This window comes from Acinetobacter lactucae (assembly GCF_013344765.1).
Taxonomy (GTDB): Bacteria; Pseudomonadota; Gammaproteobacteria; order Pseudomonadales; family Moraxellaceae; genus Acinetobacter; species Acinetobacter lactucae_A.
This window is the reverse complement of record NZ_JABVBF010000016.1, coordinates 11,688-31,995: the sequence shown is the minus strand read 5'-3', so window position 1 is coordinate 31,995 and position 20,308 is coordinate 11,688. Positions and strand designations below refer to the sequence as shown.

Genomic DNA, 20,308 nt, shown 5'->3' with positions numbered 1-20,308 from the left:
TCAGAGACCTAGATCATTAATGACAGTAAAAATTTTAGCGGTAGATATGGATGGGACTTTTCTTAATTCCAAAAAGCAGTACAACAAAGCACGTTTTTTAAAACAATACGAACAACTAAAACAAAATAATATTCATTTTGTGGTAGCCAGTGGTAATCAACTTGCAAAACTTGTTACCTATTTTCCAGAAATTAATCATGAGATTGCTTTTATTGCAGAAAATGGCGCACATGTTGTAGATGCTGGACAAGAGTTAGCTTTTGCTCATTTAAGTCATCAACAGTACCTTGAGATTTTAAAAGCGATTGACCCAGCGTATACCTCAACAATGGTGATCTGTGGAAAACAAAGTGCTTACGTGCATAGAAGTATGAAGGCAGAAGACTATGCTAAAGTTGCGAGATATTTTGAAAAGCTGACGGTTGTAGATGACTTTTATGCACTAGATGACTTAGTGTGCAAAATTACTTTTACGGCTCAGGAAAACGAAAGTTTTGCGATTTTTGAACATTTTCAGAAGCAAAGTTTTGTAGCAGATAAAGTTTTGGTACCAGTTTCAAGTGGTTTTAATTTTATCGATTTGATTCTTCCCGACCAGCATAAAGCACATGGTTTGAAGTTGTTACTACAAAAATGGCAAGTTAAAGCTGATCAAGTGGTTGCGATTGGTGATAACAACAATGATATGCAGATGATTAAAGCTGTAGGTTATGGGTTTGCAGTTGAAAATGCAGTAGAAGCATTAAAAGCAGTGGCACCTTATACCACTGTAAGTAATGAACAAGAAGGTGCATTACAGGTAATCGATTTAGTACTTCAGCGTCAATCTCCATTTTCTTAATTGATGAAGATCAATTGCCTAGAGTTGAAAATTGTATATCAGTAGAAACTTGGTTATGCTAGTACTACTAAGATTATCCGTTTGCTCTAGGCAATAAACGACAATGGCCCTACAACACCTACACAAGTATGCTTGGTTTGTGTTCCTAATGACTTTGGTCATTGGGTGGAGTGGTGTGTCTATTGCTCAGACGCCTATGCAGCATGATCTTCATACTATGCCGTGTCATAGTGACAAAACTTCGCATAAGAATATGCATGTTCAAACAGATGATCAGACTGCATGTCATCAAAATATGACACAGTCTTTTCACTCGCATGGTGAACATTGTCAGGACTGTAATCCAGTCCATTGTCAAATTGTGAATTTGGCATTACAGCAAGCTGTACCAGATATTGACTCGCAATTCATTCCTATCTCGTCTCAATTTAGCAGTATTTATCAGGCTCAGCATTTAGCCGGATACTGGCAAGAAATTTTACGTCCTCCAAAAGCTTAATCCTTTCTTACTTATTTTTTTAGTTCAAAGGATTACAGCAATGTCTCATAAAACAATTAGCAGCTTCGTCGCTGTATTTGGTCTATTGGTTTCACCATGGACGCTCGCAGCAATTAAGGAATATCACCTTAATATTAATGAACAACAGGTCAATATTACGGGTCAGTCGCTCAAACGAATTACCGTAAATGGCAAGTTTACAGCACCACTCCTTGAATTTGAGGAGGGAGATGAGGCTGTGATTCATGTTCATAATCAATTAAAGAATCAAGACACGTCTTTACACTGGCATGGTTTGTTATTGCCAGGATTAATGGATGGTGTACCTGGTTTCAATGGTTTTAAAGGAATCGCGCCAAACGGAGATTTTGTCTACCGTTTTAAGGTGAAACAAAACGGTACCTATTGGTATCACGCCCATAGTAAAGGCCAAGAGCAAGATGGTTTATATGGGCCGCTGGTGATTTACCCGAAAGGGAAAATACCCGTAGCTGCTCATGAAAAAACTGATCGTGATTATGTGGTGATGCTTTCAGATTTTCATCATTCTTCTAGCGATAGTATTATGAAGAATTTGAAGAAATCTCCTGAATATTATCAAAACCGCCGTGAAACCGTAGCTGATGTCTGGAAGCAAGTTAAAGCACAAGGCTTAAAAGCAACTTGGCAAGATCGTTCGATGTGGAATCAGATGCGGATGTTAAAAACCGATATGTCTGATGTGACGGGCTACACCTTCTTAGTTAACGGCAAGACACCTCAGCAAAACTGGACAGGTAATTTTAAAGCGGGCGATAAGGTTCGATTACGTTTCATTAATGCATCAGCAATGTCATTTTTTGATGTCAGAATTCCAAATTTGAAAATGACAGTCGTGAGTGCAGACGGGCAGCCAGTTAAGCCGGTTGCAATTGACGAGTTTCGTATTGGTACAGCTGAAACTTACGATGTGATTGTAGAACCTAAACAAGCAAATTATCAGATTGAAGCAGAGTCTATTGATCGCAGTGGTTTTGCTATCGGTACTTTGCATGATGAAAATACTCAGGTGGTTGGTCCAGTTCAAATGCCAGAGCCACGTCCACGCGCTTTATTGACTATGGACGATATGGGCATGAGTCATGGCAATCGGACGAGTGATGAACATGCTGGACATCAAATGAACATGCAACACGACATGTCGGCTATGCCTGAAATGAAAAAAGAAGAGAGCCAGACTAAACATGATCATGCAATGATGAACATGGATCATGACATGAAAAATATGTCATCTGAAGAACATGATCATTCTATGATGCAAATGAAGCATGAGATGCCTGTGCAATCTGAGAATAAGTCTAAAAAGGATGAGCCCGTTTATGGCTGGGCAAATGCTTCGACACCAGAAGGTATGAAAGCACTGCAATATAGCGATTTGCAGTCTTTAAGTCCTCAACCGGATACACGTGCGCCAGAGCGAGAGTTAGTCATTCGTTTAGGTGGCAATATGGAGCGTTATATCTGGACTATTAATGGCAAGAAATTTAGCGAAGCTGAGCCATTACAAGTTAAGTATGGTGAACGTATTCGCTTGAAGTTCGTGAATGACAGCATGATGGCTCACCCAATGCATTTACATGGCATGTTCATGCAATTGGAAAATGGTCAACAAGCTGAAAACTTGCCAAATAAACATGCCGTTATTGTTCCACCAGGAAAGACAGTTACTGCGTTATTGACAGCCGATGCTTTAGGAGAGTGGGCGATTCATTGCCATCTGCTTTATCACATGAGTGCTGGAATGATGAATAAATTAATTGTGGCTCAAGTGAATGATGGAGCAGTAGATCCATCTCAAGCACCTGTTCAATCTGAAAATGAAAAAGGAGCTAGTCATGCGCATCATTAAGTTATTTTCTCAAATGATATGTTGCGGTGTTTTCTCTGGCATTTCTATATTTACTTTTGCTCAAGAACCTTTAACACATGATCATTTACGCGAACATGGTGGACAGATCTATCAGGCAACAAAAATTGATACTGACTGGACCCAAAATGAAGAAGGAGAAGGTCGTTTTTCTTCGGAATTAGAAACTTGGGTGGGAACCGATGAAAACAAATTGTTCATTAAAGCCCATGTTGATAAAGCCGAGTCCGAAGATGCTAATTACGGTGGTTCGGTACTTTACAGTCGAAATGTAGCTGATTATTGGGATGTACAGGCTGGGGTAAACTACGAGCGTTTACAGCGAGCAGACAACAAGCAAGATCGCTGGGCTGGTGTAGTAGGTTTACATGGCATGGCACCTTACTTTTTTGAAACAGATGCTTATCTCTATGCAGGTGAAGATCAGCTATGGAAGCTAAGTTTAGAAACGGAAAGGGACTTACTCTTTACCCAAAAGTTAATTGGTAAACCTTATTTAAAAGCAGATGTTATTTTGCAAGATGAATCTCGCTATGCAAGTAAAACAGGTTTATCAAGTTTACAAGCTGGTTTTCAAACCCGTTATGAAATCAACAAAAAAGTGATGCCATTTATTGATGTTGGTTACGGCTATGAAAAAGGTTTAAAACAAACTGCTTGGCAAACTGGAACCGACTCTGAACATGGTTGGTATTATGGAGCAGGGTTAACACTTAAGTTCTAATTGCAGAACAAAAAGTAAGCTTAATGACATGCCATTGGTTTATACTAATGGCATTGTTTTTTTGTGTCAGTTATGGTGCAAAGATGGCTTTAGAAAAACAACAGAATCAAATACATTTAAGTAAAAATAGCTCTAACTGCGGATGCTCAAGCATGTCGTCTCAGGAGTGTTTCACGCCTAGTGAACCTGTGGCTAAAAAGAGTCAATGGGTAAGTTATTATCATATTCCTCGCATGGATTGTGCAGCCGAAGAGCAAATGGTACGGATGGCTTTAGCCTCATACGCTGACGATATCCAAGAGCTTCATTTTGACTTGCCCGCACGCCATTTGGCGATTTATCACAGTGCTCAAGCTGAAATGATTACCCAAAGCCTACAACGTTTAGGATTAGGAGCCGAGTTACAACAAACGCAACCACATTATGAACCTGTTGAAAAACCTAAAAAGGTTCGAGCCAGTTCTTCAACGAATGCAGCACAAAAACAAGTTTTACAATGGTTGTTACTGATTAATGGGGTCATGTTTGTCATTGAATTGATGGCAGGCATTATTGCTTCATCGACAGGTTTAATCGCCGATTCGCTCGATATGTTTGCCGATGCTGCAATTTATGGCATTGCTTTATTTGTGGTGGGTAAAAATCTAAATGCGCAATTAAGGGCTGCACATCTTTCGGGGTGGTTGCAGTTTGGCTTAGCCATGATTGTGTTAATCGATGTGTTGCGCCGTTTTATTTATGGCAGTGAACCTATTTCAATTCTCATGATTTTAATTGGCGGATTAGCTCTTGCGGCCAATATTAGTTGCCTTTATTTAATGAGAGACCATAAGGAGAGCGGGGCACATATGAAGGCGAGTTATATCTTTTCTGCAAATGATGTCATCGTAAACTTGGGTGTCATTGTTGCGGGAATATTGGTTGCCATCACAGGTTCGCGTTACCCTGATTTAATGATTGGATTAATAATTGTTTTGTTCGTTTTAAACGGTGCACGAAAAATTTTACAGTTAAAAAACGAATAATATCTTCTATGACAGGCAAGCTTTAGATAGGGTTTGCCTTCATTTTTTATTTTAAAGTAAACTGAGTCTTCACATAAAGGAGGAACGACCTCCCCCATAATGGGTCATCATGTCGGGACGACCTGACGCTATAAAAATTAGTGAATGTTATGGCTTGGGCTATTTTAATTTTAGCAGGTGTATTCGAAATCATTTGGGCATATTCTATGAAAATGTCCGAAGGTTTTACCCGTTTAACCCCTAGTATTATTACCATAGTTTTTATGATTTTGAGTGTAGTTCTACTTTCAATTTCAATGAAAACTTTACCCCTTGGCACTGCCTATACGGTTTGGACAGGAATTGGCGCGATTGGGTCATTTCTCGTAGGTATATTTTTTCTTCATGAGCCTATTGGGGCTATACGAATGATTGCCGCTGTATTAATTGTGTCAGGTTTGGTTTTAATGAAAATTTCATCGCCGTCCTAAGAGAATAAACTATGTTGCTGTCTTATAAGTATATCAATTCGCCTGTTGGGCAATTAAAGCTAGTTGCGAATGAAAATGCTTTGATGGCAGTACTATGGGACAATGAAAATCCAAAACGTGTTCGGCTAGCCGAGCTAGTCGAACAACTTGAACATCCAGTTTTATTAAAGACCGAACAACAACTAAAAGAATATTTTGAAGGCAAACGCCGTGAGTTTACATTACCACTAGATTTTGAGGGGACTGCATTTCAAAAGCAGGTCTGGTCTGCTTTATTGACCATCCCTTATGGTGAAACAATAAGTTATAAAGAGATTGCTGTCCAAATTGGCAATGAAAAAGCGGTGCGAGCAGTTGGCGCTGCAAATGGCAAAAACCCGATTTCAATTATTGCACCTTGTCACCGAGTCATTGGTGCGGGTGGTGCTTTAGTTGGTTTTGCTGGTGGGCTTGATAAGAAAGATATTTTATTAAAACTAGAGCAAAAATGAGCCGTTTTTGCGCTCGATTTTTTTAGACTTTTCTACTAAGCTGTCCACTATGATATTTCATGAAGAAAGTGCTTCATGGTATCGCTTTTTTTGAAATATTGATCTTATTCAACAAACTTTGGATGTTCTAAAAATGGCTGTCGGTGACGTAACAATGCCACAAATGCATGTGGTAAAAGGTGTAAAAATTGGCTCAACAGAAGCATATGTACGTTACCCAAACCGACGAGATCTAGTCATTTTTGAATTTGCAGAAGGTTCAAATGTTGCTGGTGTATTTACGCAAAATGCATTTTGTGCAGCGCCTGTTCATGTTTCTAAAGCTCATCTTGCCGAAGTTAATCCTCGTTATTTAGTGATTAACACAGGTAATGCCAATGCGGGTACCGGACCTACAGGTTTGAAAAATGCTCAGGATACTTGTGCGAAGTTAGCGGAGCTTGCTGGAGTAAACAGTTTTGAAGTTCTTCCATTTTCTACGGGTGTGATTGGTGAGCAGCTTCCAATGGAGCGTTTACTTGCTGGACTTCGACCTGCATTAAACACTTTGCAAGAGGCTGCTTGGTATGATGCAGCATCTGGCATTATGACCACAGATACAGTACCAAAAGGTGCATCTGAACAATTTGAGATAGATGGTATTACTTATACTATGACAGGTATTAGTAAAGGTGCTGGCATGATTCGTCCAAACATGGCAACCATGTTGAGCTTTGTAGCTACAGACGCACCTATTAGCCGTGATTTAGTACAAAGCTTATTAAAGACAACGGTTGAGCATTCATTTAACCGTATTACGATTGATGGCGATACCTCAACCAATGACTCTTGTATTTTTGTGGCAACAGGTCAGGCGGGTGGAGCTGAAATTACTTCAATTAACGATGCACGATATGCTCAAGTGTTAGAAGTACTGGCTCGTGTTATGAATCGTTTAGCACAGTTAATTGTACGTGATGGCGAAGGTGCAACGAAGTTTATTACTGTTGCTGTAGAAGGCGGTGCTAACACTCAAGAATGTTGCGATATTGCTTATAGTATTGCGCATTCACCACTCGTCAAAACTGCACTTTTTGCATCTGACCCGAACTGGGGCCGTATTTTAGCTGCGATTGGCTATGCAGGAGTTAAAGACTTAGATGTGTCTAAAATTCAAGTATGGTTAGATGACGTACAAATCTGTAAAGACGGCGGCGCAGCTGAGGACTATACCGAAGAAGCGGGCGCGCGTGTTATGGCTCAAACCGAAATTACCATTCGTGTTGATTTAGGACGTGGTCAGGCCAAAGACACGGTATATACCTGTGACTTATCTTACGACTATGTCAAAATTAATGCTGATTACCGTTCTTAAATATCAGTTATAATCAAGCCTCGACAAAGAGGCTTTTTTATTAGCCCCATCTTTTGATATTAAATGATTCAATCCATAAATCATTTAAGCAGTAACGTTATATGCGAGCAGGTATGCCAGCATGAAGGATAGAGAAGACGTTTTATGAGTGATGCGACTTTAATTGCCAACGATGCAAAAAACATTGTACAAGCGCATTTAGACCGTTTAGGTGAGCCAAAAGACAATCGCTTAAGTGAAGAAGCAAAACAACAAAAGTTTGCACAGATCGAAGCAGAGCTCAAAAAACGTGATGCTGTCCTTGTTGCTCATTACTATTGCGACCCTGAAGTACAGGAACTTGCCGAAAAAACAGGTGGATGCGTTTCTGATTCGTTAGAAATGGCCCGTTTTGGACGAGATCATGCTGCCTCAACACTGGTTGTTGCTGGGGTCAAATTTATGGGAGAAACAGCTAAAATTCTGTCTCCTGAAAAAACAATTTTAATGCCGACGCTTGAAGCAACCTGTTCACTCGACTTGGGCTGTCCAGTTGACGAGTTCACGGCATTTTGTGATCAGCACCCAGACCACACTGTAGTTGTTTATGCCAATACATCGGCTGCTGTTAAGGCACGTGCAGATTGGGTGGTAACTTCAAGCTGTGCAGTCGAAATTGTTGAGCATCTAGATAGCTTAGGCGAAAAAATTATTTGGGCACCAGATCAGCATTTAGGTCGCTATATTCAAAAGAAAACTGGTGCAGATATGTTGCTTTGGGATGGCGCATGTATTGTGCATGAAGAATTCCGTGCACGTGGCATTGCCAATATGAAAGCACTGTACCCAGACGCTGCTGTATTAGTACATCCGGAGTCACCAGAGTCGGTTGTAGAAATTGCAGATGCGGTAGGTAGTACTTCTCAGCTGATTAAAGCTGCGCAGACTCTGCCAAATGAAAGACTCATTGTGGCAACAGACCGCGGTATTTTCTACAAAATGCAGCAAGCGGTGCCTAATAAGATTTTAGTTGAGGCACCAACAGCAGGTGAGGGTGCAACTTGTCGTTCATGTGCTCACTGTCCGTGGATGGCAATGAATGAACTCGACGGAATTTTGGAAGTTTTACAAAAAGGTGATCAGGAAATACACGTTGATCCAGCGCTTGCTGAACGTGCCAAAATGCCTTTAGATCGAATGTTAGCCTTTAGCGCATCGTTAAAACGTTAAAAAACCTCAAAATGCTTGTTAAATATACATTTGATAAGGATTTTTAACTTTTTTTGACAATAGGTGTTGACGTCTGAGGGCGTCGCGCCTAGAATGCACACCGTACCGCACGATGTGCGATACAGCAAAAGCTGAGATAGATCGGAGCATAGCACAGCCTGGTAGTGCACCTGGTTTGGGACCAGGGGGTCGTAGGTTCGAATCCTACTGCTCCGACCACTTAAAATAATATTTTAAGATCGGCGAAGTATCGCATGATAAGCATCATCGGTTAAGCGCCTGTAGCTCAGTTGGATAGAGCATCCGCCTTCTAAGCGGATGGTCACAGGTTCGAATCCTGTCAGGCGCGCCATTCGGTAGCTTGGTACATAGAACTTATTTGATGGTGGATGTAGCTCAGTTGGTAGAGCCCTGGATTGTGATTCCAGTTGTCGCGGGTTCGAATCCCGTCATTCACCCCAATTTCGGAGCATAGCACAGCCTGGTAGTGCACCTGGTTTGGGACCAGGGGGTCGTAGGTTCGAATCCTACTGCTCCGACCATATTTAAAAGCGTTCAAGCTTTCTAAAATATACAATATATTAAAATTATTTCTTCTAGTCTTGCAGATAGAAGGAATTTTTTAGTTTTCTAGTTCGAAATTTTAATTCATACATACTCCAATATTTGGACTTCTTTATATAAGCTCTGTTCTCTGTTCTCTGTTCTCTGTTCTCTGTTCTCTGTTCTCTGTTCTCTGTTCTCTGTTCTCTGTTCTCTGTTCTCTGTTCTCTGTTATTGATATTTCTGTCTTAACTCATCTTTTTCTTGATCTGATAGAAATGCGATTTTAAGACCGTTTTTTTGAGCTGTATAAATCTGTTCAGGGCTTAAACCCGCTAGTGGGGCAGCAGTTAAATATTCATGTTGTATCTCAATGCCTTCTACTGCAGGGTCATCTGTATTAATGGTGGCAAGCACACCATGTTCTAAAAAAGTCTTTAATGGGTGTTCTGCTAAAGAAGGTACTGTATTGGTTTGAATATTTGAAGTGAGGCAAGATTCAATACCAATCTTATGTTTAGCCAAGTAATCTAAAAGTTTTAAATCTTGAACTGCTTTAACACCATGTCCAATTCGTTCAGCACCTAATTCTTCAATAGCTTGCCAAATACTTTCTGGGCCAGCAGCTTCTCCTGCGTGTACCGTAATGTGCCAACCTGCATCGCGTGCTTTTTTAAAGTGACCAATAAATAAATTGCCCGGAAAACCAAGCTCATCTCCAGCGAGATCTAATGCTTTAATATCATTTTTATGGGCAAGTAGGGCGTTTAATTCTTTTTCGCAGGCTTCTTGACCAAAAGTACGACTCATAATGCCGATTAAATTCGCTTTTACCCCGTAAGCTTGACTACCTTCTTTTACGCCCGCAATAACCGCTTCAACTACACCTTCGAGTGGGAGTTGGTGTGTCATTCCCATATAACCCGGTGAAAAACGTAGCTCTACATAGTCTAGGCCTTGTTGTGCTGCATCTTGCATATTTTCAAATGCAATACGCTTACAGGTATCTAAACTCGCTAATACTTTTACGCCCCAATCGAGCTTAGATAGAAAACTTAATAAGTCAGGTTGGTTATCCATTACTTGTACGTGTGGTCGCAAAGATTCAATGTCGTAAGCAGGCAAATCTAAATGGTATTGTTGCCCCAGATCTAGAATAGTTTGAATGCGGATGTTGCCATCAAGATGACGGTGTATATCTGTAAGCGGGAGCGTTTTAGTAATCATAAATTTCTTCTTATCTGTTCGTATCCGTTCATCATGCCTGTTTAGGACTGCCGATAAAAGTTTGGATTTGCTATGTTTTTGTGAAAAGCGTTGAGTTGAATTTTTTGAACTTAATATATTTGTATTAGTTTTAATTTTGATGACATTGTTCTGGCCTAAGAAGATAACGCAGTCTGTGTAAGATACAAGTACTAAGATTTTTACTGTTTTTAATTTCGCTGCGCCTATTTTTGTTGACTCTTCAATAGTGGATTGGCTGAAGAATGGTCATTGGTATTTTGCTTTTTAGTTGTAAAGATGAATAAAAGCTTGCTAAAGATCAAACCGATAAAGCGATTAATTTATCTGTAGAAATCTATTTCTGGCAAGTAAATGAAAAAGAAGAAATAGGAAGCGCTCAAATGAAGTCGGTACTTTGTCATCAAGCAACATTGCAAGTCGTGGACCAACCGAAATTAACTCCTACAAAAGGACAGGTGTTATTAGAAGTGGTTCGATGCGGGATCTGTGGTTCAGATTTACATATGCAGCACCACTGCGACCACATGCATGATTTGGCTGCACGTGTCGGGTTTAATGGTTTAGCGAAGTCTACAGACCCATTTGTACTAGGGCATGAGTTCTGTGGCAAGGTTTTAGACTACGGCCCAAAAACACGTCATAAATTTAAAGCCGATACACTCGTTTGCGCAATGCCGCTTTTAAATGTAGATCAGCATGGTTACTTGTCTACAGGGCTTTCTCCAAATGCATCTGGTGGTTATGCCGAGCAAGTATTGGCTCAATCAAGCTTGATGTTTGAAGTACCTAACGGTCTAGATGCAGATAGTGCTGCCATGACTGAACCTATGGCGGTTGCATTGCATGCTGTTCGCCGTAGTCGTGTAAAAACAAGCGAACCTGCGATTGTGATTGGCTGTGGTCCTGTCGGGTTAGGTGTCATATTAATGCTTAAAGCGGCTGGGGTTAAAACTGTAGTTGCCAGCGACTTTTCACCAAACCGACGTAAACTTGCCGAGCAATGTGGTGCAGATATTGTGGTAGACCCTAAAGAGACATCGCCATTTGCTAACTGGAAAGAATTTGGTTTGCTTGGCAATGTTTCTGATGCCATTAACATGGGCATGGGGCTGTTCGATAAGTTACAAGCGACTCGCTTACCGTGGTGGCATGGGTGGCGCATGATTGATAAGTTGGGTGCTTTACCGAAACGTCCTGTTATTTTTGAGTGTGTCGGCGTACCGGGTGTTTTACAGCAAATTATTGAAGGTGCACCTTTATTTTCCCGAATTGTTGGGGTGGGCGTGTGCATGCAAAGTGACAAAATCGAACCCGCACTTGCGATTAATAAAGAGCTAGAAATTCAGTTTGTGTTAGGCTATACACCGCTTGAGTTTAGAGATGCGCTGCATATGATTGCAGAAGGTAAAGTGAACTGCTCACCGCTCATTACTGGTGTTGTCGGCTTAGAAGGTGTTACCAATGCATTTGAAGCATTACGTGACCCTGAGCAGCATGCCAAAATTTTGATTGACCCGACACGTCGTGGTTCTGATATTCAATTGATGAGTCATTAATTCAAAGTTATTTACGTTTAACTAAAAGGTTGTGATCTTCATCAATCACAATCTTTTTTTATGCGTATAGAACGCAATATATGGCATAAATCAAACTCGGTGGGCTAATTTGTATTGGTCTTTAGTTGTTCTAGTTCTTGGTAAATCCACTCAACAAATTTCTGAATGGTTGGTGAGATGTCTTGGCTTGAGTGAATGAGATAGTACTTTCGGCTGCCTTTTAATTTTTTATTGGAAACAATCACCAGTTCTTTTTTTTGTAGTTCAGATTCAATCAACATTTGCGGAATTAGAGCCATTCCCATGTCGTGACTGGCAGCAACTGCAAGCATTGAAAATAACTCATGGCGTTGTCCATCAAAAGGTTTCGGGTGCTGCATGTGATGAGTCAAAAACCATTCTTGCCAAATGCTAGGCCGAGTGGTTTGTTGTAGTAGGGGAATTTTCAGCAAATCTTCCGGGCTTAGATCATAGGTATTTTCATTAATCATTACCGCATCTGGAAAATACTTTTCGATGAGTCTTGGTGAGCACACAGGTACAATTTCTTCATCCATTAAATAGTGTGCTTGTATGCCGGGCCAATGGTCAATTTGTTGCTGCGTACCTGCAAAAATAGCGGCATCAAAAATATTGTCATTAAATAAAAAGGGCTTGGTACTGGTTTCTAAATGAACGGTAATTTCAGGATACTTTTGATTTAAAAGATGAAGTTTAGGTAACAGCCAGCGCGTTGCAAAGGTAGGAACCACACCTAACTTTAATGTTCCACCTAAACCTTTATGAGAAATCACATCGGCCGTACATTTCTCTAAACCTAATAAATAGGGTTTAATGCTTTTAAAATACTGCTGACCTGCAATGGTCAGCTCGACGCCATGCCGAGTACGTATAAAAAGTTCGACACTCAAGAAATCTTCTAACTGCTGAATTTGGCGCGAAACTGCACTTTGAGTAATGCATAGCTCTTGGGCAGCATAGGTATAACTTAGATGTTTTGCTGCACTTTCAAAGCAAATCAGGCCCTGAATGGACGGGATGCTTCTTCGCATAAATAAATCCTTTTATTTGTCATCATATTTCAAAACAGCATATGACCTAAATGCAGATATCAAAGTTTAGTATAAAAATAAACCATTTTTAATGTAATACAACGAATTAAATCGTTAAATTTAACGTGACTCATTTTAAATATGTGTAAGTCGCATATCTTCATGAACATTTATCGTTTGATTACTGCATTTTTCACGCATAACATCGAGTTAAATAAAGAAGATCAAATCAAGCAGAGGATGCGATGAATCACATGGTGACAACAAAAAAAGCAAAAGTTCAATTTAACTGGCAAGACCCATTTTTAATTGAGCAGCAGCTTACCGAAGATGAGCGTATGATTCGTGATGTGGCTCATGCCTATTGCCAAGAACGCTTGCAACCACGTGTACTTGAACAATTCCGTCATGAAAAAACAGATCCATCTATTTTCCGTGAAATGGGAGAGCTTGGCTTACTAGGTCCAACCATCCCTGAGCAATATGGCGGCGCGGGTTTGAACTATGTGAGTTATGGTTTGGTTGCGCGTGAAATTGAATATGTGGATTCGGGTTACCGCTCTATGGCGAGTGTGCAAAGCTCATTGGTCATGGTTCCGATTCATGAATTTGGTACCGAAGAGCAAAAGCAGAAGTACTTACCTAAACTAGCTACGGGTGAATACATTGGTTGTTTCGGTTTGACTGAACCTGATCATGGCTCAGACCCAGGCAGTATGATTACCCGAGCTAAAAAAGTTGAGGGTGGTTATCGTTTAACTGGCGCAAAAATGTGGATTACCAACAGTCCAATTGCTGATGTATTTGTGGTCTGGGCAAAAGAAGTTTCTGCTGAAGGTAATGTGGGTGACATACGCGGCTTCATTTTAGAAAAGGGTTGGGAAGGTCTATCTGCACCTGCTATTCATGGCAAGGTTGGTTTACGTGCCTCCATTACAGGTGAAATTGTCATGGATAACGTATTTGTACCTGAAGAGAATGCGTTCCCTGAAATTCGCGGTTTAAAAGGCCCATTTACCTGTTTGAACAGTGCCCGTTATGGTATTGCATGGGGCGCAATGGGAGCTGCCGAGTTCTGTTGGCATACTGCACATCAATACACCATGGACCGCAAACAATTTGGCCGTCCGTTGGCTGCAAATCAGTTAATTCAAAAGAAACTGGCAGATATGCAAACTGAAATTGCATTAGGCTTGCAAGTAGCTTTACGTTTTGGCCGTATGAAAGATGAAGGCATTGCCTCAGTTGAAGGCACATCTTTAATTAAGCGCAATAACTGTGGGAAAGCACTTGATATTGCTCGTATGGCACGTGACATGATGGGTGGAAACGGCATTAGTGACGAGTTTGGCGTAGCACGTCATTTGGTGAATCTTGAAGTTGTAAATACTTACGAAGGTACACATGACGTTCATGCTTTGATTTTAGGTCGTGCACAAACAGGCATTGCCGCATTTAGTAACTAACTCATTAATTTTTAAAAGATCGAGGTGTTCTTTCGAGAGCACTTTTCTATAAGACAAGGAGGGGCTTATGGGTGCATTACAAGGAATTCGGGTTTTAGATTTAAGTCGTGTACTTGCGGGGCCATGGTGCGGGCAAATCTTGGCAGACCTTGGCGCAGAAGTCATTAAAATTGAACGTCCTCGAGTCGGTGATGACACCCGCATGTGGGGACCACCATGGATGCCCGATCAAGATGGAAACATGACCCGTGAATCTGGCTATTTTCAGTGTACCAACCGAAATAAATATTCGGTTGCGGTGGACATTACTACACCCGAAGGTCAGGCCTTAATTTATGAAATTGCCAAAACTGCCGATGTGGTTATTGAAAATTATAAGACAGGGTCTTTGGCTAAATATGGCTTGGACTATGCTTCATTAAGTGAGTTGAACCCAAATATTGTGTATTGCTCGATTACGGGTTTTGGGCAAGATGGCCCACGTGCAGAAAAACCCGGTTATGATTTTATTATTCAGGGTATGTCTGGCTTAATGAGCATTACTGGTGAGCCCGATGATGCGGCAGGTGGTGGTGCGCAAAAGGTGGGTGTGGCTGTTGTAGATATTCAAACTGGATTGTATTCAACTATTGCCATTCAAGCTGCCTTGATTGCACGCTCGCACACGGGACGTGGTCAATATATTGATATGTCATTGTTGGATGTGCAGGTCGCGGCACTGGCAAATCAGGGAATGAATTATTTAGCTTCGGGTAAAGCCCCGCAGCGCATGGGTAATCAACACCCAAGCATTGTGCCGTATCAAACTTTTAAGGCTAAAGACAAAGAATTTATTATTGCTTGTGGTAATGACAAACAGTTTAAAGATTTGTGTATTGCGATTGGTTATTCAGAGCTACTCGAAAATGAAAAGTTTGTGCGTAATCAAGACCGCGTAAAATATCGAGATGAACTGATTCCTTTATTGTCGAAGCACTTTTTGCAAAAAACTGCAAAAGAATGGGTCGACATGATTCATGCCTTAAAAGTACCCGTAGGTGTTATCAACTCTATTGAAGATGCTTTGGCTGAACCACAAATCGTACATCGCAATTTGGTGGTGAACATTCCTCATCGTTTAAATGAAAATTTCCAAACCATTGGTTCACCCATCAAACTGTCTGATACTCCAGTTGAATATCATCATGCGCCGCCAGAGCTTGGTGAACATACTGCTCAAATCTTATCGAGATTTAAAACAGCAGAAGAACTGGCTACGTTAAAAGAGAAAGGCATTATTGATGGGAAAATTGCTTAAGCTATTGTCGTTTTTAATGTGATTCAATTTAAATGGAAACTGTGATTTGCAATAAATCACAGTTTTTTATTAAAAAATAAGACTCTTAATATTTAAAAATAAGCGGAAGCTCTGGTCTGAAATCATGAATCATTCCTTGAGGTTCATGATCAAAACTAATTTCCATTAAATGCTCCGATCCATCAGTTACTTCAAAATCATCAAGCGAATTGAACAGTAATGAAGTAGGGTGCTGTTCAAGATTTGGAATAGAAACCTTAATCGCGGTGATTTCTGATAAATCTTTGCTATGCACAAGTGGTTGTTGTTTTTCTTTTGCAGCAAGATCTGGTCGTGAAGCAAATGAGAGGAAGAACCACATCGGTTCAGATACAACAGAATCTTTGGCAACATTTACTTCTAAGCTGGCTGGTAAATAGCTTGGTTTGTAAACCCAATGAGGAAATTTTGCACCGTTATCATCTTTATTTTTAGGTCTAAAGCAAATTCCAAAAGGGGATGCGATATTATCTTTAGCACTGAGTCGTTCAAAAAGCAGAGTTGGTTTGGTGAGATCGCTTGAGGCTTCTTCTGGATTATTTAAAAAGATTAATTCGATAAAGCTATTTTTAAAGAAAAAGCGCCTGTTTTCGGTACCTTGACCCGGGTGCTTATTGGATGAACCTTCTGTTAGACCGAATTTTTTTAAAGTTTCAGCTTCGGGAGCGCCTGATTGTACACAAATAAAAATATGGTCCACTTCCATTTTAAGTTCTCATGCTAATGTTGTTGAATATTAAATAATTGATTAATAAAATTTTTTATGTTTGCCGCAAGTGTTTCATCGAAACCATCGACTAAAAAGCGGCTAATTAATCCTTCAATCACCGTATAGATCAGCTCAGATAAAGCTTCGCCATTAGGCATATTACAGTTTTCTGCAATCAGTACTTTAATCCATTGTTTATGGGCTTTAGAAATAGAAATAATGTCTTGATCATCTTGGTTAGATTCAGCGACCGCTCTTACAAATAAACAGCCCTTAAAAAAATCTTGTCTAAACCAGTTGGTATGCCAATCCAGAATTTTATTGATGGCCTCTAACCCCGTTGCATCTCCCACATAGCCTAAAAGACTTTGCTTAAACCTTTCATCACGTGCAACGAGCACAGACTGAACCAGTTGATTTTTATTTTTATAGTACGTGTACATGGTGGTTTTGGAACAACCGGATTCATCGCGAATCAAGTCAACGCCAACCCCGACAAAACTATTTTCATTAAATAACTTCTCGGCTGTATCTAATATTTTTAAGGCAGATTTTGACATAAAACTTTTCCAAAAAATAAAATAGTACAGATCTGTACTATTTAGAATTTTATCTATATGCTTTTTAAAAAGCAACTTTTTGTTTGAGGAAAAAATCATGTTCTCGATCTTTTATGGCAAAGAAAAACTGGCTCCTTCGCCCACTAAAATTGATGTTTTAAGAAGCCTTGTTGGGGGGACGCTCAGTATTTTTATACTTCTGTGGTTGAGCAAGCTCACACACAATATTTTTATCATGGCACCGTTTGGTGCAACCTGTGTATTACTCTATACCGTGTCGCAGTCACCTTTGGCACAGCCCAGAAATATTATATTTGGACATCTTATCTCAGCTTTTGTGGGTTTATTTTTTTTAAAATTTGTCGGTGTTTCCATTTTTACAATTGCTTTTTCAGTGGGCTGTGCCATAGCGCTCATGCAAATTTTTAAGTGTGTTCATCCACCTGCTGGAGCTAATCCTTTGGTTATTTTGCTTACCGCGAGCAGCATACATTACGAATGGAGTTTCTTAATTTTCCCTGTTTTGGTCGGTGCCGTGTCTTTGGTTTTGGTGGCGCTGCTGATTAATAATATTAAAGCGACTACGAAGTGGCCGATGTATGGTTTAGGAATTTTAAACAGTAAAAAGTAGGGATGGCATGAAGTGTTTTGAGCTTAAAAATAATAAAAGTATTCACTATGCCAAGATAGTGAATACTTTTGAGTGACATTATGATTTCTTTGAAATACGTTCTTCGATAGCAAATTTGAGTAAAGACGCACTGCGGTAAAAACCATGTGCGAACTTTCCAAATGGCATGGTAATAAAGAAGGTCATGACCGTAGCTAAATGGAAAATTAGTAAAAGTGCCATGTAAGGGGTATTACGAAATGCCATAAGTGCTAGCCCTGAAGCGCTAACGATAAGTAGAAGGAAAATAAAGCCTCGATCTACAGGTTTTTGCTCGCGATCACCATGCAGTGGATGACGTTTAATATTTAAATAGAGCAAGCCAGATGGTCCAATGACTAAGCCAATTCCACCCAAAGTGCCCAAAATAACGGGCAAGCTTAGATAAGGATAAGGTGCGTGTAAGTCAAGAAAATAGTGATATAACGTCGCTACACCTGTGGCTGCAAAGCAAAGCATAAAGCCATAAAACGTCAGGTGATGGAACACACGACGAATTTGTGTGTAACGGTCATCTTGTTCATTACAACCTTTGCCATGTCCACCATCTAAATATTTAAGCGTTAATACATTTTGGGTGGCTTGAACTAGATCGGGTTTTTCAACTTTGCCATGGATAACTTTAGAAGTTTGTCGCCAAAATTTGCTGATCCCAATAAGTAGTAAAATGATTGCAACCGTAAAGGTAAATCCAAACAGTAGTGCTAAAAAGTTATGTGGGAAAATTGCATAGAAATTACCTTGGTAACCTGCAAATAGGTCGGTGCCTTTGTACCACACCACGGCTAACATGCAAAAAAAGAAAATAAGTGTTAACACTGAAACAAAAGGAATTCCCACAGACTTATAAAGTCGTCCTAGAGACTGAGGGGTCGCAAACTCTTGATAAGTTTCTAAACGTACTTGTGCCATCGCTTTTGGAATATTTACGCCAAACTCATGCGGCGGGGCATATTGGCAAGCATGTAAACATGCACCACAGTTATGGCAGAGGTTTGCCATGTAATGAATATCGGCTTGGTTAAACTCTAGGCGCTTAGTCATAGCCGAAAATACAGCACAGAATGATTCACAGTAGCGACAAGCATTACAAATCTGTAGGGCTCTTTGGACTTCTTGTTCGTGATCAGAGAGCTGAACAACTGGAATTAGGGCTTTACTATTAGCATTCATGTTCAACTCCTTGTGATAGTGCATAGTGGGCTGCATTTTTTCCGGCAATGCGTCCAAACGTCGTTCCGATCGACATGCCAACGCCTGCGGTATAACCCTGACCGAGTACGTTACCTGCCATCATTTCACCTGCGACAAATAGGTTTGGGCTTGCTTTATTGTTAAAACGTACCGCAGCATCATCTTCGACTTTTAAGCCTAAATAGGTAAAGGTAATGCCAGGTTTAAGGGCATAGGCATAAAAGGGTGGGCGATCGAGAGGAACGGCCCAGTGGGTTTTGTTGGGAACAATATTTTGGGTGGTGCAGTCATCTAAAACGGTATGGTTAAAGGTGCCTTGCACACAGGCTTGGTTAAATTCTTCTACCGTGTGGCATAAGGTTTTTGCATCTAGTCCGATTTTTTCGGCTAACTCTTGAATGCTATTAGCTTTTACACCTGCAAACACAGGCGGCATAAAGCGACCAATCGCTTTTGAATCAATAATCGAATAGGCAATTTGCTGAGGTTGTTTGGCTACAAGACGTCCCCAAATCGCATAACGTTTTGGCCAGAAATCTTCGCCTTCATCGTAAAAACGCTCGGCTTTGTTATTGACCACAATACCTAATGAAACGCAGTCAATTCGTGTACAAATACCGCCGTCATATAATGGTGCTCGTGCATCTACGGCCACGCAGTGTGATTGTGATGGGTCACCAATAATATCAGCGCCTTGATCTATCATAAATTTGAGTAAGTTGCCCTGATTAAAGCGGGTTCCACGAATAATGAAATTATCGGCAGGCCATTCGCCGTTTTCATTTTGTCCCCATGCTTCTCTTAACCATTCGAGATTTGATTCAAAACCGCCTGCGGCCAATACACAGCTTTTTGCTTTAAATACACGACCATCTTCAGCAATTGCGGCTTCAAAATGCCCTTGGTTTAACTTTAGATCTTTAATTTTTGTGTTATATAAAATTTCGATGCCAAGTTCTTGGGCACTACGGTAATACGCATTAATGAGGGCTTTACCGCCACCCATAAAAAATGCATTGGTACGTGCAACATGCAAAGCACCCGATAACGGTGGTTGAAAATTCACACCATGTTTACGCATCCAGTCGCGGCAGGTCGCCGTGCTACGAATGACCAAACGCGCTAAGTGTTCATTGGTTTTTCCCGCAGTCACTTTAAGCAGGTCTTGCCAATATTCTTCTTCGGGGTAGGCATCAACCAATACGTCTTGAGGAGCATCATGCATGCAACGAAGGTTACGGGTGTGTTGTGAGTTACCCCCACGCCACTCTTTAGGTGCTGCTTCTATTACCAGCACAGAAGCACCACTTTCCTTTGCTGTGAGCGCGGCACATAGTGCAGCATTCCCACCACCAATCACAATCACATCATGCATTGATTTCTCCCTTTCTCAGCTAGGGCTAATGTAGCTTTAAAAGGGAAAGTGAAGTGAGAGGCTAAGCTTGAATGGGTGTT

18 protein-coding genes, 4 tRNA genes and 1 pseudogene are annotated in these 20,308 nt (G+C 40.6%); 17 read left to right on the top strand and 6 right to left on the bottom strand.

Annotation, left to right across the window (positions count from 1 at the left end; genetic code table 11):
- Positions 1-19: 19 nt before the first annotated feature.
- From HUN22_RS03515 to HUN22_RS03455, 13 genes and pseudogenes are all read left to right on the top strand, one after another.
- A complete protein-coding gene (locus tag HUN22_RS03515) occupies positions 20-841 on the top strand; it encodes a Cof-type HAD-IIB family hydrolase (protein ID WP_174726521.1) in 822 nt (273 codons plus the stop codon).
- Between the two features lie 103 nt (positions 842-944).
- Positions 945-1,340 carry a hypothetical protein gene (locus tag HUN22_RS03510; RefSeq protein WP_174726520.1) on the top strand — a complete coding sequence of 132 codons (396 nt, stop codon included), beginning with the start codon at positions 945-947 and terminating at the stop codon, positions 1,338-1,340.
- A gap of 40 nt (positions 1,341-1,380) precedes the next feature.
- Positions 1,381-3,228 carry a copper resistance system multicopper oxidase gene (locus HUN22_RS03505; protein ID WP_174726519.1) on the top strand — a complete coding sequence of 616 codons (1,848 nt, stop codon included), beginning with the start codon at positions 1,381-1,383 and terminating at the stop codon, positions 3,226-3,228.
- Positions 3,215-3,970, top strand: a complete 756-nt coding sequence (locus HUN22_RS03500; RefSeq protein ID WP_217488070.1) for a copper resistance protein B — start codon at positions 3,215-3,217, stop codon at positions 3,968-3,970. The genes HUN22_RS03505 and HUN22_RS03500 overlap by 14 nt, the downstream gene beginning before the upstream one ends.
- A gap of 28 nt (positions 3,971-3,998) precedes the next feature.
- Positions 3,999-4,995 (top strand): annotated as a pseudogene (locus tag HUN22_RS03495) (cation transporter).
- 149 nt (positions 4,996-5,144) lie between these two features.
- Positions 5,145-5,465 (top strand): DMT family transporter, encoded by a 321-nt coding sequence (locus tag HUN22_RS03490; protein WP_174726518.1) that lies wholly within the window; start codon positions 5,145-5,147, stop codon positions 5,463-5,465.
- Positions 5,466-5,476: 11 nt separating this feature from the next.
- Positions 5,477-5,956, top strand: a complete 480-nt coding sequence (locus tag HUN22_RS03485; protein ID WP_174726517.1) for a methylated-DNA--[protein]-cysteine S-methyltransferase — start codon at positions 5,477-5,479, stop codon at positions 5,954-5,956.
- A gap of 133 nt (positions 5,957-6,089) precedes the next feature.
- Positions 6,090-7,310: a bifunctional glutamate N-acetyltransferase/amino-acid acetyltransferase ArgJ gene (gene argJ, locus HUN22_RS03480; protein ID WP_174726516.1), complete on the top strand. Its 1,221-nt coding sequence runs from the start codon at positions 6,090-6,092 to the stop codon at positions 7,308-7,310.
- A gap of 144 nt (positions 7,311-7,454) precedes the next feature.
- Positions 7,455-8,519: a quinolinate synthase NadA gene (nadA, locus tag HUN22_RS03475; RefSeq protein ID WP_002115913.1), complete on the top strand. Its 1,065-nt coding sequence runs from the start codon at positions 7,455-7,457 to the stop codon at positions 8,517-8,519.
- A 142-nt stretch (positions 8,520-8,661) separates the two neighbouring features.
- Positions 8,662-8,738: transfer RNA gene (locus HUN22_RS03470), tRNA-Pro, on the top strand.
- A gap of 56 nt (positions 8,739-8,794) precedes the next feature.
- A tRNA-Arg gene (locus HUN22_RS03465) sits at positions 8,795-8,871 on the top strand.
- A gap of 33 nt (positions 8,872-8,904) precedes the next feature.
- Positions 8,905-8,980, top strand: a tRNA-His gene (locus HUN22_RS03460).
- Positions 8,981-8,984: 4 nt separating this feature from the next.
- Positions 8,985-9,061: transfer RNA gene (locus HUN22_RS03455), tRNA-Pro, on the top strand.
- Between the two features lie 232 nt (positions 9,062-9,293).
- Here HUN22_RS03455 and add read toward each other — a convergent pair.
- Positions 9,294-10,289 (bottom strand): adenosine deaminase, encoded by a 996-nt coding sequence (gene add, locus HUN22_RS03450; RefSeq protein WP_174726515.1) that lies wholly within the window; start codon positions 10,287-10,289, stop codon positions 9,294-9,296.
- 401 nt (positions 10,290-10,690) lie between these two features.
- Between add and HUN22_RS03445 the strand changes: the two genes are divergently transcribed.
- Positions 10,691-11,866: a zinc-binding dehydrogenase gene (locus HUN22_RS03445; RefSeq protein ID WP_174726514.1), complete on the top strand. Its 1,176-nt coding sequence runs from the start codon at positions 10,691-10,693 to the stop codon at positions 11,864-11,866.
- Positions 11,867-11,970: 104 nt separating this feature from the next.
- On the opposite strand, the gene HUN22_RS03440 is transcribed toward HUN22_RS03445, so the two are convergent.
- Positions 11,971-12,918 carry a LysR substrate-binding domain-containing protein gene (locus tag HUN22_RS03440; protein WP_174726513.1) on the bottom strand — a complete coding sequence of 316 codons (948 nt, stop codon included), beginning with the start codon at positions 12,916-12,918 and terminating at the stop codon, positions 11,971-11,973.
- A gap of 245 nt (positions 12,919-13,163) precedes the next feature.
- On the opposite strand from HUN22_RS03440, the gene HUN22_RS03435 reads away from it, so the two are divergent.
- Positions 13,164-14,384: an acyl-CoA dehydrogenase gene (locus tag HUN22_RS03435; RefSeq protein ID WP_174726512.1), complete on the top strand. Its 1,221-nt coding sequence runs from the start codon at positions 13,164-13,166 to the stop codon at positions 14,382-14,384.
- Positions 14,385-14,451: 67 nt separating this feature from the next.
- Positions 14,452-15,681, top strand: coding sequence for a CaiB/BaiF CoA transferase family protein (locus tag HUN22_RS03430; protein WP_174726511.1), 1,230 nt, complete (start codon positions 14,452-14,454; stop codon positions 15,679-15,681).
- Positions 15,682-15,766: 85 nt separating this feature from the next.
- Here the strand turns inward: HUN22_RS03430 and HUN22_RS03425 are convergent, their stop codons facing one another.
- Both HUN22_RS03425 and HUN22_RS03420 read right to left on the bottom strand, forming a co-directional pair.
- Complete coding sequence (locus tag HUN22_RS03425) at positions 15,767-16,426, bottom strand: VOC family protein (protein ID WP_174726510.1); 660 nt, start codon at positions 16,424-16,426, stop codon at positions 15,767-15,769.
- Between the two features lie 14 nt (positions 16,427-16,440).
- Entirely contained in the window at positions 16,441-16,989 is a 549-nt protein-coding gene (locus HUN22_RS03420; RefSeq protein ID WP_174726509.1) for a TetR/AcrR family transcriptional regulator, read from the bottom strand.
- A gap of 97 nt (positions 16,990-17,086) precedes the next feature.
- Between HUN22_RS03420 and HUN22_RS03415 the strand changes: the two genes are divergently transcribed.
- A complete protein-coding gene (locus tag HUN22_RS03415; RefSeq protein ID WP_174726508.1) occupies positions 17,087-17,620 on the top strand; it encodes an HPP family protein in 534 nt (177 codons plus the stop codon).
- A gap of 78 nt (positions 17,621-17,698) precedes the next feature.
- On the opposite strand, the gene tcuB is transcribed toward HUN22_RS03415, so the two are convergent.
- Together tcuB and tcuA are read right to left on the bottom strand one after the other, a co-directional pair.
- On the bottom strand, positions 17,699-18,832 hold the full coding sequence (gene tcuB, locus HUN22_RS03410) for a tricarballylate utilization 4Fe-4S protein TcuB (RefSeq protein ID WP_174726507.1): 1,134 nt from the start codon (positions 18,830-18,832) through the stop codon (positions 17,699-17,701).
- Positions 18,822-20,228, bottom strand: coding sequence for an FAD-dependent tricarballylate dehydrogenase TcuA (tcuA, locus tag HUN22_RS03405; protein ID WP_174726506.1), 1,407 nt, complete (start codon positions 20,226-20,228; stop codon positions 18,822-18,824). The genes tcuB and tcuA overlap by 11 nt, the downstream gene beginning before the upstream one ends.
- Positions 20,229-20,308 lie beyond the last annotated feature (80 nt).